Origin of the sequence: Aphanothece hegewaldii CCALA 016, assembly GCF_003007785.1 — a bacterium.
Taxonomy (GTDB): domain Bacteria; phylum Cyanobacteriota; class Cyanobacteriia; order Cyanobacteriales; family Microcystaceae; genus Chroococcus; species Chroococcus hegewaldii.
In genome coordinates this window covers 90132-108650 of sequence record NZ_PXOH01000010.1, presented here as the reverse complement: position 1 = coordinate 108650, position 18519 = coordinate 90132, and the positions used below count along the sequence as shown (strand labels likewise).

General features: G+C 36.9%; 21 protein-coding genes. 11 read left to right on the top strand and 10 right to left on the bottom strand.

The features are described from left to right. Positions 1–38 precede the first annotated feature (38 nt). Positions 39–1127: a PEP-CTERM sorting domain-containing protein gene (locus C7H19_RS11275; protein ID WP_106456980.1), complete on the bottom strand. Its 1089-nt coding sequence runs from the start codon at positions 1125–1127 to the stop codon at positions 39–41. Positions 1128–1251: 124 nt separating this feature from the next. Between C7H19_RS11275 and C7H19_RS11270 the strand changes: the two genes are divergently transcribed. From C7H19_RS11270 to C7H19_RS11250, 6 genes are all read left to right on the top strand, one after another. After that, positions 1252–2751: a hypothetical protein gene (locus C7H19_RS11270; RefSeq protein WP_106456979.1), complete on the top strand. Its 1500-nt coding sequence runs from the start codon at positions 1252–1254 to the stop codon at positions 2749–2751. Positions 2752–2783: 32 nt separating this feature from the next. Beyond that, positions 2784–3860: an AI-2E family transporter gene (locus C7H19_RS11265; RefSeq protein ID WP_106456978.1), complete on the top strand. Its 1077-nt coding sequence runs from the start codon at positions 2784–2786 to the stop codon at positions 3858–3860. Next, positions 3838–4707: an amino acid ABC transporter substrate-binding protein gene (locus C7H19_RS11260; protein ID WP_106456977.1), complete on the top strand. Its 870-nt coding sequence runs from the start codon at positions 3838–3840 to the stop codon at positions 4705–4707. Before C7H19_RS11265 ends, C7H19_RS11260 begins: the two co-directional genes overlap by 23 nt. An 85-nt stretch (positions 4708–4792) precedes the next feature. After that, the gene (locus tag C7H19_RS25650; RefSeq protein ID WP_181280586.1) at positions 4793–4969 is read left to right on the top strand and encodes a hypothetical protein; all 177 of its coding nucleotides are present in this window, start codon (positions 4793–4795) and stop codon (positions 4967–4969) included. Positions 4970–5073: 104 nt separating this feature from the next. After that, complete coding sequence (msrA, locus tag C7H19_RS11255) at positions 5074–5736, top strand: peptide-methionine (S)-S-oxide reductase MsrA (RefSeq protein WP_106456976.1); 663 nt, start codon at positions 5074–5076, stop codon at positions 5734–5736. Between the two features lie 48 nt (positions 5737–5784). Then, positions 5785–6597 carry an alpha/beta fold hydrolase gene (locus tag C7H19_RS11250; protein ID WP_219907634.1) on the top strand — a complete coding sequence of 271 codons (813 nt, stop codon included), beginning with the start codon at positions 5785–5787 and terminating at the stop codon, positions 6595–6597. 46 nt (positions 6598–6643) lie between these two features. On the opposite strand, the gene C7H19_RS11245 is transcribed toward C7H19_RS11250, so the two are convergent. The 5 genes from C7H19_RS11245 to fabI all read right to left on the bottom strand — a co-directional run bounded on the left by C7H19_RS11245 (position 6644) and on the right by fabI (position 11486). Then, positions 6644–7129, bottom strand: a complete 486-nt coding sequence (locus tag C7H19_RS11245) for a hypothetical protein (RefSeq protein ID WP_106456974.1) — start codon at positions 7127–7129, stop codon at positions 6644–6646. A gap of 225 nt (positions 7130–7354) precedes the next feature. Continuing rightward, positions 7355–8260 carry a ferritin-like domain-containing protein gene (locus tag C7H19_RS11240; RefSeq protein WP_106456973.1) on the bottom strand — a complete coding sequence of 302 codons (906 nt, stop codon included), beginning with the start codon at positions 8258–8260 and terminating at the stop codon, positions 7355–7357. 111 nt (positions 8261–8371) lie between these two features. Then, on the bottom strand, positions 8372–9715 hold the full coding sequence (gene gntT, locus C7H19_RS11235; RefSeq protein WP_106456972.1) for a guanitoxin biosynthesis MATE family efflux transporter GntT: 1344 nt from the start codon (positions 9713–9715) through the stop codon (positions 8372–8374). Between the two features lie 5 nt (positions 9716–9720). Then, positions 9721–10404 (bottom strand): phosphatase PAP2 family protein, encoded by a 684-nt coding sequence (locus C7H19_RS11230; RefSeq protein ID WP_106456971.1) that lies wholly within the window; start codon positions 10402–10404, stop codon positions 9721–9723. A gap of 305 nt (positions 10405–10709) precedes the next feature. Next, complete coding sequence (gene fabI / locus C7H19_RS11225; protein ID WP_106456970.1) at positions 10710–11486, bottom strand: enoyl-ACP reductase FabI; 777 nt, start codon at positions 11484–11486, stop codon at positions 10710–10712. Positions 11487–11709: 223 nt separating this feature from the next. Here fabI and ntcA point away from each other — a divergent pair, with 223 nt between their 5' ends. The 3 genes from ntcA to C7H19_RS11210 are packed head-to-tail and all read left to right on the top strand — an operon-like array spanning position 11710 to position 14303. Next, positions 11710–12387: a global nitrogen regulator NtcA gene (ntcA, locus tag C7H19_RS11220; protein ID WP_106456969.1), complete on the top strand. Its 678-nt coding sequence runs from the start codon at positions 11710–11712 to the stop codon at positions 12385–12387. Positions 12388–12408: 21 nt separating this feature from the next. Further along, positions 12409–13920, top strand: a complete 1512-nt coding sequence (locus C7H19_RS11215) for a DUF3084 domain-containing protein (RefSeq protein ID WP_106456968.1) — start codon at positions 12409–12411, stop codon at positions 13918–13920. Beyond that, on the top strand, positions 13917–14303 hold the full coding sequence (locus C7H19_RS11210) for a pre-16S rRNA-processing nuclease YqgF (RefSeq protein ID WP_106456967.1): 387 nt from the start codon (positions 13917–13919) through the stop codon (positions 14301–14303). The genes C7H19_RS11215 and C7H19_RS11210 overlap by 4 nt, the downstream gene beginning before the upstream one ends. A gap of 13 nt (positions 14304–14316) precedes the next feature. On the opposite strand, the gene C7H19_RS11205 is transcribed toward C7H19_RS11210, so the two are convergent. Further along, positions 14317–15306: a calcium-binding protein gene (locus tag C7H19_RS11205; RefSeq protein WP_106456966.1), complete on the bottom strand. Its 990-nt coding sequence runs from the start codon at positions 15304–15306 to the stop codon at positions 14317–14319. A gap of 230 nt (positions 15307–15536) precedes the next feature. On the opposite strand from C7H19_RS11205, the gene C7H19_RS11200 reads away from it, so the two are divergent. After that, positions 15537–16001: a M67 family metallopeptidase gene (locus C7H19_RS11200; RefSeq protein WP_106456965.1), complete on the top strand. Its 465-nt coding sequence runs from the start codon at positions 15537–15539 to the stop codon at positions 15999–16001. On the opposite strand, the gene C7H19_RS11195 is transcribed toward C7H19_RS11200, so the two are convergent. Both C7H19_RS11195 and C7H19_RS11190 read right to left on the bottom strand, forming a co-directional pair. Beyond that, positions 15978–16637: an ElyC/SanA/YdcF family protein gene (locus tag C7H19_RS11195; protein WP_245927461.1), complete on the bottom strand. Its 660-nt coding sequence runs from the start codon at positions 16635–16637 to the stop codon at positions 15978–15980. The genes C7H19_RS11200 and C7H19_RS11195 overlap by 24 nt on opposite strands. A gap of 16 nt (positions 16638–16653) precedes the next feature. Then, complete coding sequence (locus tag C7H19_RS11190) at positions 16654–17322, bottom strand: DUF2301 domain-containing membrane protein (RefSeq protein ID WP_106456963.1); 669 nt, start codon at positions 17320–17322, stop codon at positions 16654–16656. Between the two features lie 167 nt (positions 17323–17489). On the opposite strand from C7H19_RS11190, the gene C7H19_RS11185 reads away from it, so the two are divergent. Continuing rightward, the gene (locus C7H19_RS11185) at positions 17490–17891 is read left to right on the top strand and encodes a gamma-glutamylcyclotransferase family protein (RefSeq protein WP_106456962.1); all 402 of its coding nucleotides are present in this window, start codon (positions 17490–17492) and stop codon (positions 17889–17891) included. Here the strand turns inward: C7H19_RS11185 and C7H19_RS11180 are convergent. Continuing rightward, on the bottom strand, positions 17888–18475 hold the full coding sequence (locus C7H19_RS11180; RefSeq protein ID WP_106456961.1) for a phycobiliprotein lyase: 588 nt from the start codon (positions 18473–18475) through the stop codon (positions 17888–17890). The two genes, C7H19_RS11185 and C7H19_RS11180, sit on opposite strands and share 4 nt — an antisense overlap. Between the last annotated feature and the right edge of the window lie 44 nt (positions 18476–18519).

Genomic DNA, 18519 nt, shown 5'->3' with positions numbered 1-18519 from the left:
GAACGCTCTCTCTTTACTTGAGGGCGTTTTTTAATGGTTTATAAGCGTTTTTGACGAATCATTAGACTAGCAACACCAACAGCAACACCAAGACCTAAAATGCTGCTCGGTTCAGGCACAGACGTTAAATCACTGAGCAATGTTGTGACAATTTGACTATAGTTGCTCGTCCGTTCTTCGATTAATCCAGGAAAATAAGTATTAATAAAAGTAAGATTATCGTATTGTGGATTGTGCCAAGTTGCGCCACCTGGAACAATTGGATTACTGGTTTGAGTATAACCATCGAGATCACCAATCTCCCAGTTAGTCGCTTCTGCTACGAGAATAGGAATAGAAGGCACTAAGGTTTCAAAAGATTCTTGATCACTACAGCATCCCGTCCCTGCTGGATATTCTTCATTTAAACCAGGATTTGTTCTCGCATCAATGCCTAAATCTGCCGCAATATCAAGCGCTTGATCTCTAACCCAACCTAAAGCAGGATCATCGGCTGCATTAAGTCCAGCATGAAAATACATATAGTCACCAAAAACAATACTATCGAAATTCAGCATAGCGATCGTATTTTCGATTTCATTTGAACTCATGTTGTTCGCATAGTAACTAGAGCCTTTTAAACCCACTTCTTCGGCACCAAAAGCAAGAAACGTCAGAGTATGTTGGGTCGGAATCATACTAAATCGTTCTGCTAGTTCTACAATTAAGCCAACACTAGAAGAATTATCGTTTGTCCCTTGTAAAGCCGAGCGATCAATGGTTGCGCTACTCGGTGCCGTATCATAGTGCGCCCCTATAATAATTTGCTTACCTGACGTGCCTGGCTTGACCGCTACCACGTTTTGTGAGCTAATTTGATTCCCCTGGCGATCTGTTGTATCAAAGGGCTGCTGGTTCACTGAATAGCCATATCCTTGAAATAATCCTTGCAGATAATCGGCTGTTACTTGCTCTTTTGCTGAACCACTCGATCGTCCGGCATGATTGAGAGAAAGTTCTGTTAAAATCTCGGTTGCTCTAACACCGTAATTACCGAAAGTCCCCGCTAGAACTTCAGTTGGGGTAAAAATGAAAGGAACTGTAACCGTTAATAATGCCCATTTTAAGGGGTTGATCGTGATAGACATTGTTGAATTCCGTCTAGGAGATGGAGCCTTTACTGTTAAATGAAGTTTAGCGAAAAAAAAATTTTTTAACTCTTAAGTTTTCCTTTAATATGTTGAGTATTCGGGCGTTTGATCCTCTTTTCTAATGACTTCTAATCTTATTACTAGACTCTTTGAACCCAGAAAATGGCCGCGTTTTGATTTGGCTGTTATTTTAACTGTAATCGCCTTATGTACTGCGATCGCCTTAATTCTCTGGCACGGTGATCCAACAAATCTACAGGTTAATCATTTTAGCTGGGCAGGGGAAAAAATCGGAGTACAAGATCGTTATTTTACTTTAGGGTTCAATCGTCCTGTTGAGCGAAAAAGTGTCGAAGAAAATTTAGTGATCGAACCGCCATTACCTGGGACAATGAGTTGGCGAGGAAATCGACTATTTTATACTTTAACAGAATTACCTTTTTATGACACTCAATACAAAGTACAGTTAGTAGGCGCGAAAGAAAGATTTAGTGAGAACAAACTTAATTTTTTTAACGGCGTTTTTTACACTCATGATCGCGTCTTTGCTTATATCGGTTTACAGGGAACTGAACGCGGTAAATTAATTCTTTGTCAATTAAAACCAGCTAAAGATAAATTCACAATCGTTAAAAAAACAGTCTTAACACCCAGTGATCTCGTTGTCACCAATTTTAGAATCTATCCTGAAGGCAATAAAATTTTATTTTCAGCTTTTGATCCCTATAGTGGAGGGTTAGAAGTTCCCAGACAGCAACTTTTTACCGTAACAACAGGAATTAACTTCAAAACAACGGAAGAAATTACCCCCAGTGGTAGAATTAAAAAACTTTTGGATGCTCAAACTTATCAAAATCTTAAATTTGATTTATCCAGTAATGGTAAAACTATTGTTGTACAACGAGTAAATTATAATAATCCAGCAGATGCGGGATTATGGATTATTCTAGAGAATGGTGAACTTAGACCGTTAGGAATACGAGGTGATGAATTTTTGATTTCTCCTAATGGTCAAAAAGTCGCTGTTTCTCAACCAGGTGGAGTTGCAATTCTTCCTTTAACCCCAGATGGAGGAGCACCGCAGTTTTTACCAGGATATGAAAAAATTTTGGATTTTAATCAAAACGGAACAGAAAAGGTCATTGTTAAAGTCAATCCTGATTATAGTCGATCGCTTTATTTGATCAATGATGCGAATGAACTCAGAGGATTATTTAGAACGACGAATTCAGTTTTAGGGTGTCAGTTTGAACCTAGACAAGAAAAAACGTTGTATTGTTTAAAAACCGATTTAGTTATTGGGGAGGATAATCGAATTAAAGAAGAACCTTATTTAACCATTGTAGACATTGCAACAGGTCAAGATCTGCCTTTATTAGCTTTACCGAATTATCAAGATGTTCAGATGAGTTTGTCTCCCGATGGCGTTGCTTTATTATTTGATCAAGTCGTGGCAGTTCCGATGAGAGAAAACAATGATTTAATGAGTAGAGAGGGACAAGCGATCGCTAATGGTCAATTGTGGATTTTATCTTTACCACAGACCGTCAATTTTAACATCACCCCAAAAATTATTTCTCAAGAACTTAATGCAGGTTTTAAACCTCGTTGGTTCCCTTAAAATTATTCAATCAATCTAATTAGGTAATTGCGGTGAAATTTGGTCAATGGCTTGGTTTTATTGTCTTTTTAGTTTCTCTTTATGTATTGTGGCAGATTCGACAATTATTGCTACTGATTTTTACATCGATTGTTTTAGTTGTTGCTTTAAATCGAATTGTTAAGAGAATTGAACGGTTTGGCATTAGAAAAAAAATAGCAATTTTGCTCACCCTATTTCTTTGTGTTGTTACTGCAATTATATTTTTTAGTTTAATTGTGCCACCGTTTATCGAACAATTTCAAAAGCTCATTGAATTAACACCTAAAGCTTGGGAACAAATCAGTAATGGACTAACAATCTTAAGACAACAGCGAACAAAATTAGAATGGTTGCCGCCTATTCCTCCTTTGGGTGATATTATTCAACAGCAATTACAGCCATTAGGTAGTCAAGTTTTTTCTAACTTTATTGCAATTTTTTCTAACTCTTTTACGATTGCTTTTCAATTTATCTTCGTGATTATTCTAACGATTATGTTTTTACTTAATCCGACTAAGTATAGACAATCTTTGATTCAATTATTCCCTTCATTTTATCGAAGACGCGCTGATGAAATAATGACACTTTCCGAAGAAGCTTTAGGAGGATGGTTAATCGGAATTGTAATTAGTTCTACTTTTGTTGGTCTTTTAAGTGGTACGGGTTTATTTTTTCTCCAAATTAATCTTGTTTTAGTCCATGCAATTATGGCAGGATTACTTAACTTTATTCCCAACATTGGCCCGACAATGAGTCTAGTTTTTCCTCTAATGATTGCTTTAATTGATTCTCCTATTAAGATTGTACCCATTATAATTTTATATTTTTTCATTCAAAATATCGAAAGTTATTTATTGACTCCTACGGTGATGGCGAAACAGGTTTCTTTACTTCCGGCTATTACCTTAATGGCACAAATTTTCTTTGCACAAATGTTTGGTATTTTAGGATTATTATTAGCTTTACCTCTCACAGTTGTTACTAAAACTTGGTTAGATGAGGTTTTATTTAAAGATATTTTAGATCAATGGCAACTAAAACCTAGTTTTTTAGCTCATCAAAAACATGAAGATCAATCATCTATCTAAATTATTTCTGGCTACTTTATTGGTCACTGTTAGTTTTCCGATTCCTTTAAAAGCACAAAATAAAACAGTACTCGAAAACATACAAGAAACAGGATTAATTCGAGTCGGTATTCGTGAAGATGCTGTGCCTTTTGGTTATCGGAATGCCGATAATAATCTTTCGGGATTATGTCTAGATTTTGTTAATCAGTTAAGAAGACAACTTCAACAGGAATTAAAAAGAAATATTTTTACCGTTAAAATATTTCAATCAACTCTTTTTAATCGTTTTGATCTTATTGAAGATCAAGTTATTGACTTAGAATGTGGCCCCAATAGCATTCAAACCGAACCCAGTCAATTTGTTTCTTTTTCTAAGCCATTTTTAGTAACAGGAATACAATTTTTAATTAGGAAAGATGATCAATTAAAGTTTAATGTTAGAGGCACACTCGAAGGAGTAACTATAGGCGTTTTACGCAATACTTCAACAGAAAAATTTATTAGAACCCGTTATCCTTTAGCCACAATTCAACAATTCCAGGGAACCACTGGAAGAGTGAGAGGAATTCAAGCTTTACAACGAGGAAGAATCGACGCTTTTGTCAGTGATGGAATTTTATTAATCGGTGAAGCGACTTTATTAGGTTTAGATTTAGAAAAAGATTATGTAATTGTTCCCACACAACCTTTAACTTGTGAATATTACGGACTAATTTTGCCGAAAAATAACCCACAATGGCAAAAGTTGGTTAATGAAACGATCGAAATCGCTCGATCGCAATTAATTATAGCCGACTGGTTCAGCATTGTTGATTCTTACATTCAAGAAACAAATGTCAATTGTCCAGACATTAATCCACAGTAACGCATCTTTTCTTTATCGTAAATTTACGGAGATTGACCAAAACTTGTTATAAAATTTACAGATAATATCCCAAAAATTACTTAGAATGATGATCAATCTAGAAAAAGGATGCGGTATGGAAAGATTCATGCACCAATTATCGGTTTTAATCATCAGCACCTCACTAGGATTATTTTTCCTCTCCACCTACTCGCTTAAATCAGATCAAGGTAATCTTAGTGAAACCTTATCGGAGAAAGCTTCTGTAATCTCGGATTTGTAACAATTATCCCTCTTCTAACTCCTAGATCGGAAATTAACACCCCCAAGCTCCTAAAAAATGTGAAAAAATGTAAAGTAAAGCATTTATAGTAGACGGTCATAGTTATGGTGTTATTCGGATTTGGTAAAAAGTCGAGTCTTCCTAAACCAGAAGAAGCGTTACCCGGACGATCGCAAACGATGGCGGTTCCAGCCACTCATTACGTGAATGGACATCCCCTAAAGCCTCCTTTTCCCGATGGGTTAGAAATGGCGATGTTTGGTTTAGGCTGTTTTTGGGGTGCAGAACGCAAATTCTGGCAGTTAGAAGGTGTATATACGACGGCTGTCGGTTATGCTGCTGGTGTTACCCCTAACCCCACATACCATGAAGTTTGTACGGGCATGACGGGTCATAATGAAGTAGTTTTAGTGGTTTATGATCCCAAAGTAATTAGTTATGAAGCACTCCTAAAAGTTTTCTGGGAAAGCCATAACCCAACTCAAGGGATGCGTCAAGGTAATGATACAGGAACCCAATATCGTTCAGGTATTTATACTTATTCCGACGAACAAAAAAAACTAGCCGAAGCGTCGCGGGATATGTATCAAAAGTCTTTAACTGCTGCTAAATTCGGCACAATTACCACAGAAATTCTGGATGCTCCTGAATTCTACTATTCTGAGGCCTATCATCAACAATATCTGGCAAAAAACCCAAATGGTTATTGTGGGTTGGGTGGCACAAACGTAGAATGTCCAATTTCTCTTAATGTTCAGTTGAATTAAGTTTTGTTGCGGTGGGGATTTCCCACCCGACATTATATATATATGTCGATTACATTTCCCCTCAATGTAGAGATCAAAGGAAAAGGTTATCCAATTCTGTGCTTACATGGTCATCCAGGTTCTAGCAATAGTTTAGCAGTATTTACGGATCATCTGTCCCAACACTATCAAACTTTAGCCCCTGATCTACGAGGATATGGCAAAAGTCGATATCAAAAACGGTTTAGGATGCAGGATCATCTAAGTGATCTCACGGCACTTTTGGATCAATATCAGATTGAGGAATGTTTATTACTGGGATGGTCTTTAGGCGGTATATTAGCCTTAGAATTGGCTTTAGCTGATCCAAAACGTTTTAAAGGTTTGATTTTAATTGCGTCTGCGGCGCGTCCAGTGGGCAATCATCCACCGATTAGATGGTATGATTTGGTATTTACGGGCATTTCTGGCTTAATTAATGCTGTAAAACCAGGTTGGAAATGGAATATCGAAACCTTTGGTAAGCGATCGCTGTTTCGTTATCTCATCCAACAACAAACCCCACAGGCTTACAATTATATCGCTTCCTACGGGACTCCCGCTTATTTACAAACCTCTCGCGCTGCTGAAAAAGCACTATTTAAAGCGTTGGGCATGGGCTACAATCGTTTAAAAGATTTAGACTCTTTAGAGATGCCCTGTTTAGTTTTAGCAGGAGAATGCGATCGTCATATTACCAGTCGCTCAAGTCAAGAAACAGCAGAGAACTTAAAAGATTGTACTTGGAAATGTTACCCCGACACAGCACATTTATTCCCTTGGGAAATTCCGGAGCAAGTTTTACAAGATATTGATCGCTGGTTAAAAAAAGTTAAATATTAGCCCGTGATTTAATTGTTTAAGGGTTTGGTTTCCAAACCCCTCCGATTTATTCTAATACCGTAAATTCGAGAACATCATGAGTACCACCGCGTAAAACCGAATCAGTTTGTTTACCTCGTAAACGTTTACCTAAAAATGATTCTAAAACGCCTTGAATTGCACCTAATGTATAAGTACAATTGCGGGGTGATCCTTGAGGTTCACCAGCCGAGCAAATGGTTTCTTTAGTATAAACTTGATAGACATCGCCGACTTGAAGAATTTTATCAATGATACATAAACGAGTCCCTTCTTTCCCGATCGCATCATTAATTTTAACTTTAATTTCTTCCATCGTCATTTGACTGGCTGCATTCTCTAAACCGAGAGATTCTATCAACTGTTTTCCTCGTTTTCTACCTGCTGCAACTAAAGCGATCATTGCTGCTTTTTCACCAAGTGCATCTTCTAAACCAACAACAATTGCTTTTGTACAAACAATACTACTAAAATCGCCTAAATCTGGCCGAAGAACTTCTTGCATAACTGCCATAATATGCTACCTTATTCTATTATTACTATAGCTTTAATGAATCTTTCCTAGATTCAGTCTTGGTTACTATATTAATGGCTTCTTTATTTTGTTGAAACTGAGTATTTACTGATTTTTTAGAAATTTTTTAATAATGTTTTTTATTTAACTTTTGTTAAAAAATATAAACTATTTTAAATAATTGAAAACCCCTCTTAAAAGAAAAGAGGGGCTAAAAGGAAGAGGTTAATTATTGCGGTTTTTTTCCTTAATTCGTTCTAAATCCGATTGATTTAGACCATTAAAGAACATGGGTAAAAACTGTTCGACAAACATTTTGGGATCTTTTTGCCAAGCTTTTTGAGCCATTTCAATACGGAATAACTGCAATTCTGGATTAAAAACCGTTTCGGGAATGTGTTTCATTAAATATTGAGTCCGTTCCCAAAGTGGCATTGTTTCAGAAATTTCCATCAGATGCTCAATACGTCGAAACTCTGCACCCATCATGATATCACTAGATTCATAGGCAGCTTGTTCTATAGCAAAATAGCGACGTTTAGCTAATTGAACTTTTTCTCTTGTTTCTGGGCTTTTTTGCGCCATTTTAGATAACCAACGATTTCCCCAACGAACATGACCTGCTTCTTCTGGGAAAATACGTTCAATGGTTTCTCTAATTTTAATATTTTCCTCGGTTTGAGGGGCTTCTTTTAAAGCTTCAATATGAGCCGCGAAAAGCTCACAGCCTCTTTTTTCGGTGGCGTTAATAGCCGCTAAAGCCGCAATAATGGTATCATCTTTATTGGCTTCAGTTGGATAAGCTTCTTGATCAAGTAGCTTTTCAAAGGCATCAATATAAGATATTCCAGTAGGCTGACCTATATCTTCGCCTAAATCAATCAATAAATCAGTCAACCACAGAGCATGACGAGATTCTTCAACGATATGATTAGATATATCTCGAATTAACTCTTTAGGTTCACCGTTGAGTCGTTCAATGAGTTCTGTTAAATCTTTACAGCTACGTTGCTCACTATAACGATAGCGGTTCAGAGTCATTATTTGCAGTTCACGCTCTTTCACGACTCGTTTCATAATATCGCGTGCGCTGAGGGTGTTTCTAAATTTGCGGGGATAAGAGACTGTCATAATGGCGTGTATGTAGTTTTGTTACACTAACTAATATTTTAACGAGGTTTTCTCTGTTCAAGCCATAAAAATATGTCCACAGGTAGAAATAAAAATAGAATAAGTGCGTCTCTAAATTATGGGTGTGCTTTTCAAGGTTTTAGGAACTTGTATACCCAATAAAGTTACTCGAACAATCATAAATAAAGATAGTGCCAACCACAGAAGATAACAACTTTGTAACTGCCATGCAATCATCGCAATGGGAACAAATCCCGCTAATGTTGCTACTAATGCCGTATTGCGTAAAATCGCCCCTTCTGCTAATCCTAGAAAGTAGCCATCTAACATAAAAGCCAAAGAACCAAAACCTAAGACCGGTAATAGCCAAGGTAAATAAGGATGAAGACATTCTAAGATTTCTGAATGATTCGTTAAAATGCCGAGTAAAGAATCAGGAAAAAGTAGACAAGCCACCGCAAAACTAATACCAATCATTAAGCTTGTTTGTGCCGATATTTGTAAAAGAGGATATAACTGTTCATACGCGCCTTTTCCTTTAAACATTCCTGCCATACTTTCGGTGGCATAAGCTAACCCATCAACCAAATAAACCGTTAAAGTAATCACTTGTAACAGCAAAGCATTTTCAGTCAGCGTCATTGTTCCCATTGCTGAACTGAGATTAGTAAACAGTGAAAAGGTTGATAAAAAAGCAAAACTTCTGATAAAAATATCACGGTTTAAAATCAGTGTTTCTTTCCAGTTAGAAGAAACCCAAATTTGACTTAAGATAGCTCGAAATTTGGACAATTCAAGTTCTTGTAAGATAAAGACGAAACCAACCAGTAACATGATATATTGACTGATTGATGTGGCAAACCCGGCACCTGTACTCGCCCAGTTCCATCGGATAATTAAAAGATAATCTAAAAATATATTTACGCCATTTCCCACCAGAGACATCCAGAAAACCTTACCACTTTGTCCTCGTCCTAAAAACCAACCCAGAAAAACAAAGTTGAGTAATGTTGCTGGTGCGCCCCAAATTCTAGCATTATAATAAGCGATTCCTGCTTCTTTGACATCGGGTGTTGCACTGAGTAAAGCAAAACCGATGTGACCCAAAGGTTGATGTAAGATTAAAAGAATAATACCGATCACAAAAGCAAGTAAAGCATTTCTTAAACCCGTTAACCACATCAAAGTTTCGTCATCGCTTCCGACGGCTTGGGCTGTAATTGCTGTCGTACTCATCCGCAAAAAACCCAAAGTACGATAGAGATAATTAAACAAAATAGTGGAAAGAGTGACACCTGCTAAATAGTGAATTTCTCCTAAATGTCCTAAAAAAGCCACACTCAAAAAACCAGACAAAGGAACTAATAAGTTAGAGAGAATATTAATAAATGCCAGTCTGTAAAAATCTGTGCGTAAGTCTTCCTTGTCGAGTGTTAGTGCGGTGATTGAACTCATATTAATTATGGATAGTCTTGCTTTCTAGTTATAAGTTTAACTAAAGGAAAATGGAATGAGAGATTTACACCAATTCCCCAAGCGATCGCAAGCATCCATCCCGCTAGGACATCACTAGGATAATGTACCCCTAAATACAAGCGTGTCCAGCCAATCCCCACAACGAAAAGCCCTCCAACAATCATAACCCATTTACACCAACGAGTCCCCCAACTGAGATTGACTAGCGCAACGAATAACATCATACTTAAGCCTGAATGTCCACTTGGAAAAGAGTAATCAGAAGGAAGAGGGAGAAAAATACTCCATAAATGAGGACGGGCGCGATGAAAGACTAATTTAGTCGTAAATACGATGAAAAATGAACCAAATACCGTAATGAGAAAATATACAAAGCGATGCCACTGTTGACGAAAGGCTAAGACTAAGGCAATAAATAAAACCGTTGGTATGATTCCTTTTAGATATCCAAACTGAGTAAAAAAAGAAGCAAAAATATCGAGTTGAGGTTTTGCTGTGTCATGAATTGCTGATAAAAGCGGCACATCAAAAGGTAAACCTTCTCCATTTTGGCTAATGGCGACAGCGAGTAACGCAAAAATTTGTAAGGGTAAACAAACGCCGATTAGAAGCAAGAAAAAAGGAAACTGATTACGATTATTAGATGAGATTTGTACTTCAGTTGTCATTGTTATGCTTGTTTTTGGGAGTGTTGATCCTCTTTTAATCTAAAAAAGCTGATTCAAAAATGCAATTAGTTTTTGTTTTCAAAACCATCAATCAATTCATTTAAAAATATTGTGTCTTAATAGGATATGGGGAGCATTTATCCTTTGAATGGCTATTTAATTACGATTGTAGGGGGATAGTTGTCACTGTATATCATGGATGACGTTAATTTACTTTGGCGCGGCTTAAAAACTATTTTAGCTAATTTTTCTCGTTAGAGGAGTTACCGTTTAACCCCTCTTTTTATTATAGAACAAAAATACTATTACATTCCCATAACCTCATAACCACCATCAACATAGATAATTTGCCCTGTAATTCCGCTAGACAAATCACTACACAAAAACGCCGCCGTGTTTCCTACTTCAATTTGTGTTACCGTCCGTTTTAAAGGGGCGACTTCTTCGACATGATGAATCATATCCAAGATACCACCCACCGCAGAAGAAGCTAAAGTTCGTATAGGCCCTGCGGAAATACCATTCACTCTAATTTTATGCGATCCCAACTCAGACGCGAGATAACGCACACTCATTTCTAACCCTGCTTTGGCTATTCCCATTAAATTGTAATTTGGAATCACTCTAACACCACCAATGTAAGTCAGAGTAACAATACTTCCCCCATCACTCATCAACGGTTTAGCTGCTTTGGCCATGCGGGTTAGTGAATATGTACTAATGTTGAGAGACTTAAGAAACACATCACGAGAAATATCGCTAAAATCACCCGTTAACCCTTCTTTATCAGCAAACGCCAAACAATGAATCAAAATGTCTAATTTGTCCCATTTTTCGGCAACAGCAGCAAAAGTAGCGTCAATTTGCTCCTCAGATTGGACATCACAGGGAACAATAAGGGAAGGGTTAAGCGGTTCAACGACTTCTCTAACTTTTTTTTCAAACCGTCCCTTTTCATCGGGTAAATAAGTTACACCAATATTCGCACCTGCTTTGTGGAGTTGCTGCGTAATTCCCCAAGCAATCGATCGCTCATTAGCGATTCCTGTGATTAAAGCATTTTTCTTTTTTAAATCTAGCATAGTTTTGACAAACAATATTTTTGTGCGCTTTGTCCCCGCGATCGTGGAATGGATAGGTATAATCAAGATACAGAAACGGGGATAAAATTATACCGATAAAGATATTGTGAGGCAAAAAGTCCCTAAAACCGCAAGACAGTTTTTTTGTTTTGTCTGATCTCAATATTGAATTTAAAGCCGAATCATGTTTTAAATTAACTATTCACTATGTTTGTAAAGTCTGATGGACGTATCCTTAATTCAAGATAAACCTTTAGCAGATGTCTTTCGTCGGATAGGTAGTGGCAATTTTCCCCCCGTAGTGGAAACTTTTGAACGGGGTAAAACGATCTTTTTCCCTGGAGATCCCGCAGAAAGAGTCTATTTTTTACTCAAAGGTGCTGTAAAATTATCCAGAGTGTACGAAGCAGGAGAAGAAATCACCGTGGCACTATTACGCGAAAATAGTGTCTTTGGGGTACTCTCTCTGATTACGGGTCAACGCTCGGATCGATTTTATCACGCGGTTGCTTTTACACCAGTTGAACTTCTTTCAGCCCCAATTGATCAAGTAGAACAAGCATTAAGAAATAATCCAGATCTGTCGATGTTAATGTTACGCGGTTTGTCATCAAGAATTTTACAAACCGAAATGATGATCGAAACTTTAGCTCATCGTGATATGGGATCTCGTTTAGTGAGTTTTCTTTTAATTCTTTGTCGAGATTTTGGCGTTCCGACACCAGAAGGGATTAGGATCGATTTAAAATTATCTCATCAAGCGATCGCAGAAGCAATTGGATCAACTAGGGTCACTGTGACTCGTTTATTAGGTGATCTTCGACAAGAAGATATGATTTCAATTCATAAGAAAAAAATCACAGTACATAATCCTGTTGCTCTTAGTCAACAATTTACCTAGCCTAAATGGTATTGATCGCCCATGACTAGCGCCTATATTCTGATCGCCTCAATTCTTATATTAGGAGGGGTGTTAGCTGCATTGGGTGATCGCCTAGGCAGTAAAATTGGTAAAAAACGGATGCGAATTTTTAATTTACGTCCTCGTCAAACGGCTACAGTCATGACGATCGCCACAGGAATTGTGATCGCTTCTTCTACTCTCGGTTTACTTTTTGGTTTGAGTAAATCTCTTCGTCAAGGTGTTTTTGAACTCGATCAAATTCTCAGTGAACGTCGTGCGGCAATTAGACAACTTGAAAGCGAACTTAAAAAAGCAAGACTAGATAAAGCTCAAATTCAAAAAGAACTTGAAGCCGCAAAAACTGAACAATCATTAGCAAAAAAACGTTTAGTTAATATTAATCGTAATTTCCAATCATCCCAGACACAACTCAAAACAGTTACCTTACAACTTTCTACCGTACAATCTGATGTTGCTACACTCGTGAAAGAACGTCAGCAACTCCAACAACAAAAAACTCAGTTAACCAGTCAAAAAGAGCAATTAGCCACACAAAAAAATCAGCTATCGACTCAATTAAATAAACTTCAAGAACAGGTGAAAACCAGAGATCAAGAAATCATCAAACGACAACAACAATTAAGGCAACAGGATCAATTACTCGCACAGCGTCAAAATCGTCTTCAATCTTTAGAAAAAGAACAAAAACAACTTCAGACAGCAATTGATCTTAAAGATGATCAAATTGGACAACTCGATCAAGCGATCGCCGAAAAAGACATCAATCTTAAACAAAGAGAAGCTAAACTACAAGAATTAGAATTACAACTCAGTTACTTTAGACGAGAAGTTGAGATTTTAGAACAATATTATCAAACCTATCAAGATCTTAGAGAGCGAAAAATTGCCATTGTTCGGGGACAAGTTTTAGCTTTTGGTGCTTTACAAGTTGTTAATCCTGGGGATGCTCAATCAATTGTTGTAGCTGTCGATCAAATCTTACAACAAGCTAATTTATCAGCCCTTCAAGCAACCCAACCGAATAACCCTAATTCTAAATTACCCATCGTTAAAATTACTAAAGCACAAGTCGAACAATTAGTGCAACAATTACAAGATGGACGTGAATATGTCGTCAGAATTCTTTCGGCTGGTAATTATGTTTTAGGAGAACAAGAAATTAGAGTTTTTGCCGATGTTGCACCTAATCAAAGAATTTTTGAAGAATCCCAAGAAATTGCCGCCGTTTCTATTGACTCACAAAATATGTCTGAAGAAGATTTACAAAATCGTTTAGATACACTTTTAGCGGCTTCACAATTTCGGGCGCGACGTGCAGGTGTTTTAGGAGATATACAAGTTGAAGATGGTCGGTTAACTTCATTGATCGGTTTTATGGAAAAAATTAATCAATCCGATGATACGATCGATGAAATTAAAACGATCGCTGTCGAAAAAACTTACACTTCTGGCCCTTTAAAATTGCGTTTGGTTGCCATTAAAGATGGGGAGATTATTTTTAGTACATGATAATTTTAGGTTTTGATCCAGGAAAAGATAAATGCGGTGTTGCTGTTGTGGGAGACAATCAACAAGTTTATCAACATCAGGTGATTGCTGCTGAGGATACTTTAAGGGTTATTCAATCTTTATGTGAACAGTTTTCAGTTCAGTTATTAGTGATGGGTAATCAAACAACTTCTAAAGCTTGGAAAGCAAAAATTGAAAATAGTATTTCTCTTCCGATTGTTTTAGTCGATGAGCGTAATAGTTCTCTAGAAGCACGCGATCGTTATTGGGTAATGTATCCTCCTCAAGGATTACAGAAATTGATTCCCCAAGGGATGCGTCTTCCACCTCGTCCGATCGATGATATTGTGGCAATTTTATTAGTAGAACGCTATTTACAATAACTACATTTATGTTCTAAGCAATCACAAAAATATCGTTATGAGTCATAGCTAGTCCAGTACTCAAAGTAGCAATTTTGATTGGATCTGCGGCACCAATTCCATCAGAATCATAAAAGAGAAAGCCTTTTGTACTGTTGTAAATAAATCGTTGATTAGCCGTTGTAGCTGCCGAACCAATAAAAAAGCGACTCGCCCCAATTGAGGAATTAGAAACAAATTGATTACCAAAACCAGCATTAGAAATCGCTATTGTATCATCAACAACGCTAAAATCGGTAATTATATCTGTCTTTTCATTAGGATTATTAAAAGTAAAGCGATCTGCACCTATTCCACCAGTAAGAGTATCATTGCCAGAGCCACCTACTAATCTATCATTACCAGATCCACCAATAAGATAATCTTTGCCAGAAGAGCCAATTAAATAATCTTTACCCGAAGAGCCATCAATAGTATCATTGCCCGCTTTGCCATTAATAGTATCATTACCAGAAGTGCCTACTAGGGAATCATCGCCAGAGGTAGGAGGCAGTTGAGTGCGAGTATCTGCTAATCTTAAAGTGACGGAATTTGCACTAGGAGAAACATCGTAATTTGTTCCATCAGCTAGAGTAAAGGTAAGATTGACAAGACCAATATCATCGTTGATTGTGTAGTTTGGATCACTCGGAGGAAGGTCAGGATCATCATAAATTGGTAAGCTAATTGTTGCTATATTTTGTTCCACTTTGAAGACAAAACCACTATTGTCGGTTAATCCTCTAACAAATCGTCCACCTGTAAAAATAGCATTAGGTGCAGGTGGTAAAATATCAAATTGTCCCAAAGAACGGGCAACCCCACTACCAATTGTGATATCAACGCCACCAGAAGGAATTGAGCCAGAAATTAGTCTGATAGTAAAAGTGGTTATCGTTCCTTCGTCCTCAATTAGAGTTGTTGGTGTTGCCTCAATGCTAAATATGGGATTAGATGAAGTGACCAACTGATCGGCTGTGAGCATGATGTTTTAATATTGATTGTAGTTTTTGATTTTTTGTTCTAAATAAGATTTTAGCTCTCTCAGTTGCAATAAGCGTCTCTAGTTGACTTTTTAGAATAATTTGTTAATTTTATATTAAATAAACTTATATTAATATAAGTTTCTGACTAGATGATAATTAATTTTTTTATATATTCGCTTCTGATTTTTTAAAGCTTGCCTAAATTCACTCTTTAGCAAAATTTTTACAGATGATTATTGTTACTTTCCAACAACTACAACAAATGAAAACTCACGCTCAATTAACTTATCCTGAAGAGTGTTGCGGGTTACTGCTCGGAAAAGTTACATCACAAGGGAGTATTTTAATGGAGGTTCGAGAGACGGAAAATAGTTGGACAGATGAGATAGGAGAAGAATTATTCACTCAGACTGGTAGTAAACAAGATCGTTTTTATATTGCACCAGAAGTTTTATTCAAAGTTCAAAAAGAAGTACGCGATCTTAACTGTTCAATTATTGGTGTCTATCATTCTCATCCCGATCATTTGGCAATTCCTTCAAAAATGGATCAAGAGATTGCATGGCCTGAATATTCTTATATAATTATTGCTCTAAACTCCGAAAAAGTTACAGATATTAACTGTTGGAAGTTAGATCAAGATCATCAATTTCAATCCGAGATAATTATTTTAACTGAAATCTCCGAACAATAAGGCATAGACATAAGCTAAAGCTTCATTAGAAATGGAACGAAAACCCGCGCTATAAGTCCACCAAAAATGAGGATCATAATCCTCAGCTAGATGAGCGATCGCACCGACTTTTAGATCAGGGGAAAGTCTTTTCTGATAAAGTAACCAACTTCGGCGAGTATGTACATCAAAGGAGTAAATATTAATCGATTTAATCTTAATCTCCGAATGAGTTAGCCAGTCTTTTACAGTTTTAGCAGCCGTAGCAGTTCGATTCGTTTTCGTTACAGGAATAGCAATCGGAATAATTTTATTTTGAGGAATACCTAAAGCGGTTAAAGTAGCTGCTGTGAGTTCAGCATAATTTTTATATTGACTTAAATAGAAACCTCTATCTAAGGGTAGTCCAGTAGTAATAATAACTTGATAATGTTCTTGGTTGTATTCTGTAACTGCGCCTTTAATCACTGAATCACTCACCCATCCTTCGATTAATAAGGCATCAGCTTTGATGGGAGATTGTACGGCTAAAAAAGAATGAATTTGCGTGACAACAATCATGGTTAGGGTTAATAAAAATAAAACCAGCAAGAACCATCCTTTTAAAGTCAGTGTCCATTGAGGTTTATATTCTAAAAGTCCCCAAAGTTTAATCATTTTAGGCATTTGTCATTTAATGTTCTGATGAAATCCCTTGACTGACTTTTTGTTGTTTTAGATAGTCGAAAACGGATTTATCGCCAATATCGGGGGGAATGGGTTGAATGACTTTTCGCATGGCAAATACGAGGAACAGTATAGACCAAATGCTCAGTAAAAGTTTTTCGGTTGTTACTGGGAGTATGCCGAATAAATGCCCTAAAAGAAGTAAAGGTACAAGTGGTGTTAAAATTTTCGTTTCGAGACGATTAAAACAAAAGGCTTCTTTAAAATAAATTCCCGTCAGTGCCGCAAAGGTAAAACCAATTCCCAGTAAACTAAAAGGATGAGTATAAATAAATTCAGCTACGGGTGTCGATGTCTTAAAAGTCAAAACGATAAAGGATATAGTACCAATACCGAGAAATAACTGTAAGAGTCGATGCAAAGGAATAAAATAAATATGAATGGTGGCTAAACTGAGTGCTAAACCACCCGAAAATACAAAAAATAGTGGTGTTAATAGCTGTAATATTTCTGGATTATTCCCGCCCCAAAACACTAAACTACTTCCTACTAAAAAACTGAGCGCGGCAATCACTAAACCACTTCGATATAAAATAACACCATTACGATCATGATCAGTAATTGTGAAATTTCCGAACTGTCCTTGATAAACTTGTGTCTCTACTTCAGCTAACATACGTTATTTTATTAAGCTAATTAACTACTTTTAGTATAGCTAATCGCCCTGAAAACCTGCGAGCAATTATTAATTATTTTCTCAATTTTTTTTATAATTAATATTAATTTAGCAAAACTCGCAAAAAAATGGTAAACTGAGATTATACTTAGGGGAGGTCTGTCCAATTGCAGGTTTTTGTCTATGGAACCCTAAAACCGGGGGAACGAAACTACCCCTATTATTGCGAGGGAAAGACGGTACAAGAAAGAGAAGCATACACTAAAGGAAAGCTATTTCATCTCTCGTTAGGTTATCCGGGGTTATTAGAGGGTGAAGGAAAAGTAAAAGGAATTTTGCTTACTTTTAGCGATAAATCAGTTTTGGAAAAGTTGGATGAATTAGAAGATTATCACCCCCTGCGATCGCCACACTTGAACGAATATCAACGAAAACAAATTCAAATTTTTAGTCTTGATGATGAATTTTTAGGTGAAGTTTGGGGGTATGTGATGACACTAGAAAAAATTCAGCAATACCGAGGAAAACCAGTCAGATCAGGATGTTGGACAGAAAAAGAGGAATATTAAACACTGGCTCTGGTGCGATTTTGTTCTAGCATGGCTTCTAAACTGGAAGAAGTCACACAACGACGCTCAGAACAATAAGCCATTTGGTTTACTCCATTCATCATTTTTACAGTCATAACTCGTATGCGAAAATCATCTGTAACAAACCAACTTCTTTCTTGACCTTGATTGCGTTCATATTCAGTATCAATGGTTAAAACCCCATTTTCATCGAAGTGATAGACACCGATAACAGGTATTCCCTCCACATAACCTTTATTGCGTAAAAACTTACCTTGTTTAGGGTCATCAAGATTGGGGACATCGACTAAAATAGCCGCATAATTCGGATTAGGTTCTTCATTATCCATATTGCTTAACCAAGAAAAACTCGCACCACCACTGACTAAAGTCGGGTCAACATTTTGTGCTTGACAAACTTCAATAACTCTGGGGTCATCTTTTTCGAGGACAGTAACCATTAAATTCGATTCTCCGGACTCATCAGAAACAGAATCAAAATGATGAACCGTTCTTGTGCTGTACCAGACTCCCTCGCTTTTGCGGAAAAAGTCCATCATCGTCATGGGTGAAATTAGCTGCATAGGTCTAGTTTAAATTAAGAAAAGTAAACAAAATTAGAGAAATG

Coding starts and splice junctions, on each gene's coding strand:
- C7H19_RS11190 (WP_106456963.1), bottom strand. CDS start 17,322: ATGTTAGCTGAAGTAGAGACACAAGTTTATCAAGGACAGTTCGGAAAT.
- C7H19_RS11205 (WP_106456966.1), bottom strand. CDS start 15,306: ATGCTCACAGCCGATCAGTTGGTCACTTCATCTAATCCCATATTTAGC.
- C7H19_RS11245 (WP_106456974.1), bottom strand. CDS start 7,129: ATGGCAGTTATGCAAGAAGTTCTTCGGCCAGATTTAGGCGATTTTAGT.
- C7H19_RS11260 (WP_106456977.1), top strand. CDS start 3,838: ATGAAGATCAATCATCTATCTAAATTATTTCTGGCTACTTTATTGGTC.
- C7H19_RS11270 (WP_106456979.1), top strand. CDS start 1,252: ATGACTTCTAATCTTATTACTAGACTCTTTGAACCCAGAAAATGGCCG.
- C7H19_RS11215 (WP_106456968.1), top strand. CDS start 12,409: ATGACTAGCGCCTATATTCTGATCGCCTCAATTCTTATATTAGGAGGG.
- C7H19_RS11240 (WP_106456973.1), bottom strand. CDS start 8,260: ATGACAGTCTCTTATCCCCGCAAATTTAGAAACACCCTCAGCGCACGC.
- fabI (WP_106456970.1), bottom strand. CDS start 11,486: ATGCTAGATTTAAAAAAGAAAAATGCTTTAATCACAGGAATCGCTAAT.
- C7H19_RS11180 (WP_106456961.1), bottom strand. CDS start 18,475: ATGCAGCTAATTTCACCCATGACGATGATGGACTTTTTCCGCAAAAGC.
- gntT (WP_106456972.1), bottom strand. CDS start 9,715: ATGAGTTCAATCACCGCACTAACACTCGACAAGGAAGACTTACGCACA.
- C7H19_RS11195 (WP_245927461.1), bottom strand. CDS start 16,637: ATGATTAAACTTTGGGGACTTTTAGAATATAAACCTCAATGGACACTG.
- C7H19_RS11275 (WP_106456980.1), bottom strand. CDS start 1,127: ATGTCTATCACGATCAACCCCTTAAAATGGGCATTATTAACGGTTACA.
- C7H19_RS11200 (WP_106456965.1), top strand. CDS start 15,537: ATGATTATTGTTACTTTCCAACAACTACAACAAATGAAAACTCACGCT.
- C7H19_RS11210 (WP_106456967.1), top strand. CDS start 13,917: ATGATAATTTTAGGTTTTGATCCAGGAAAAGATAAATGCGGTGTTGCT.
- C7H19_RS11230 (WP_106456971.1), bottom strand. CDS start 10,404: ATGACAACTGAAGTACAAATCTCATCTAATAATCGTAATCAGTTTCCT.
- msrA (WP_106456976.1), top strand. CDS start 5,074: ATGGTGTTATTCGGATTTGGTAAAAAGTCGAGTCTTCCTAAACCAGAA.
- ntcA (WP_106456969.1), top strand. CDS start 11,710: ATGGACGTATCCTTAATTCAAGATAAACCTTTAGCAGATGTCTTTCGT.
- C7H19_RS25650 (WP_181280586.1), top strand. CDS start 4,793: ATGATGATCAATCTAGAAAAAGGATGCGGTATGGAAAGATTCATGCAC.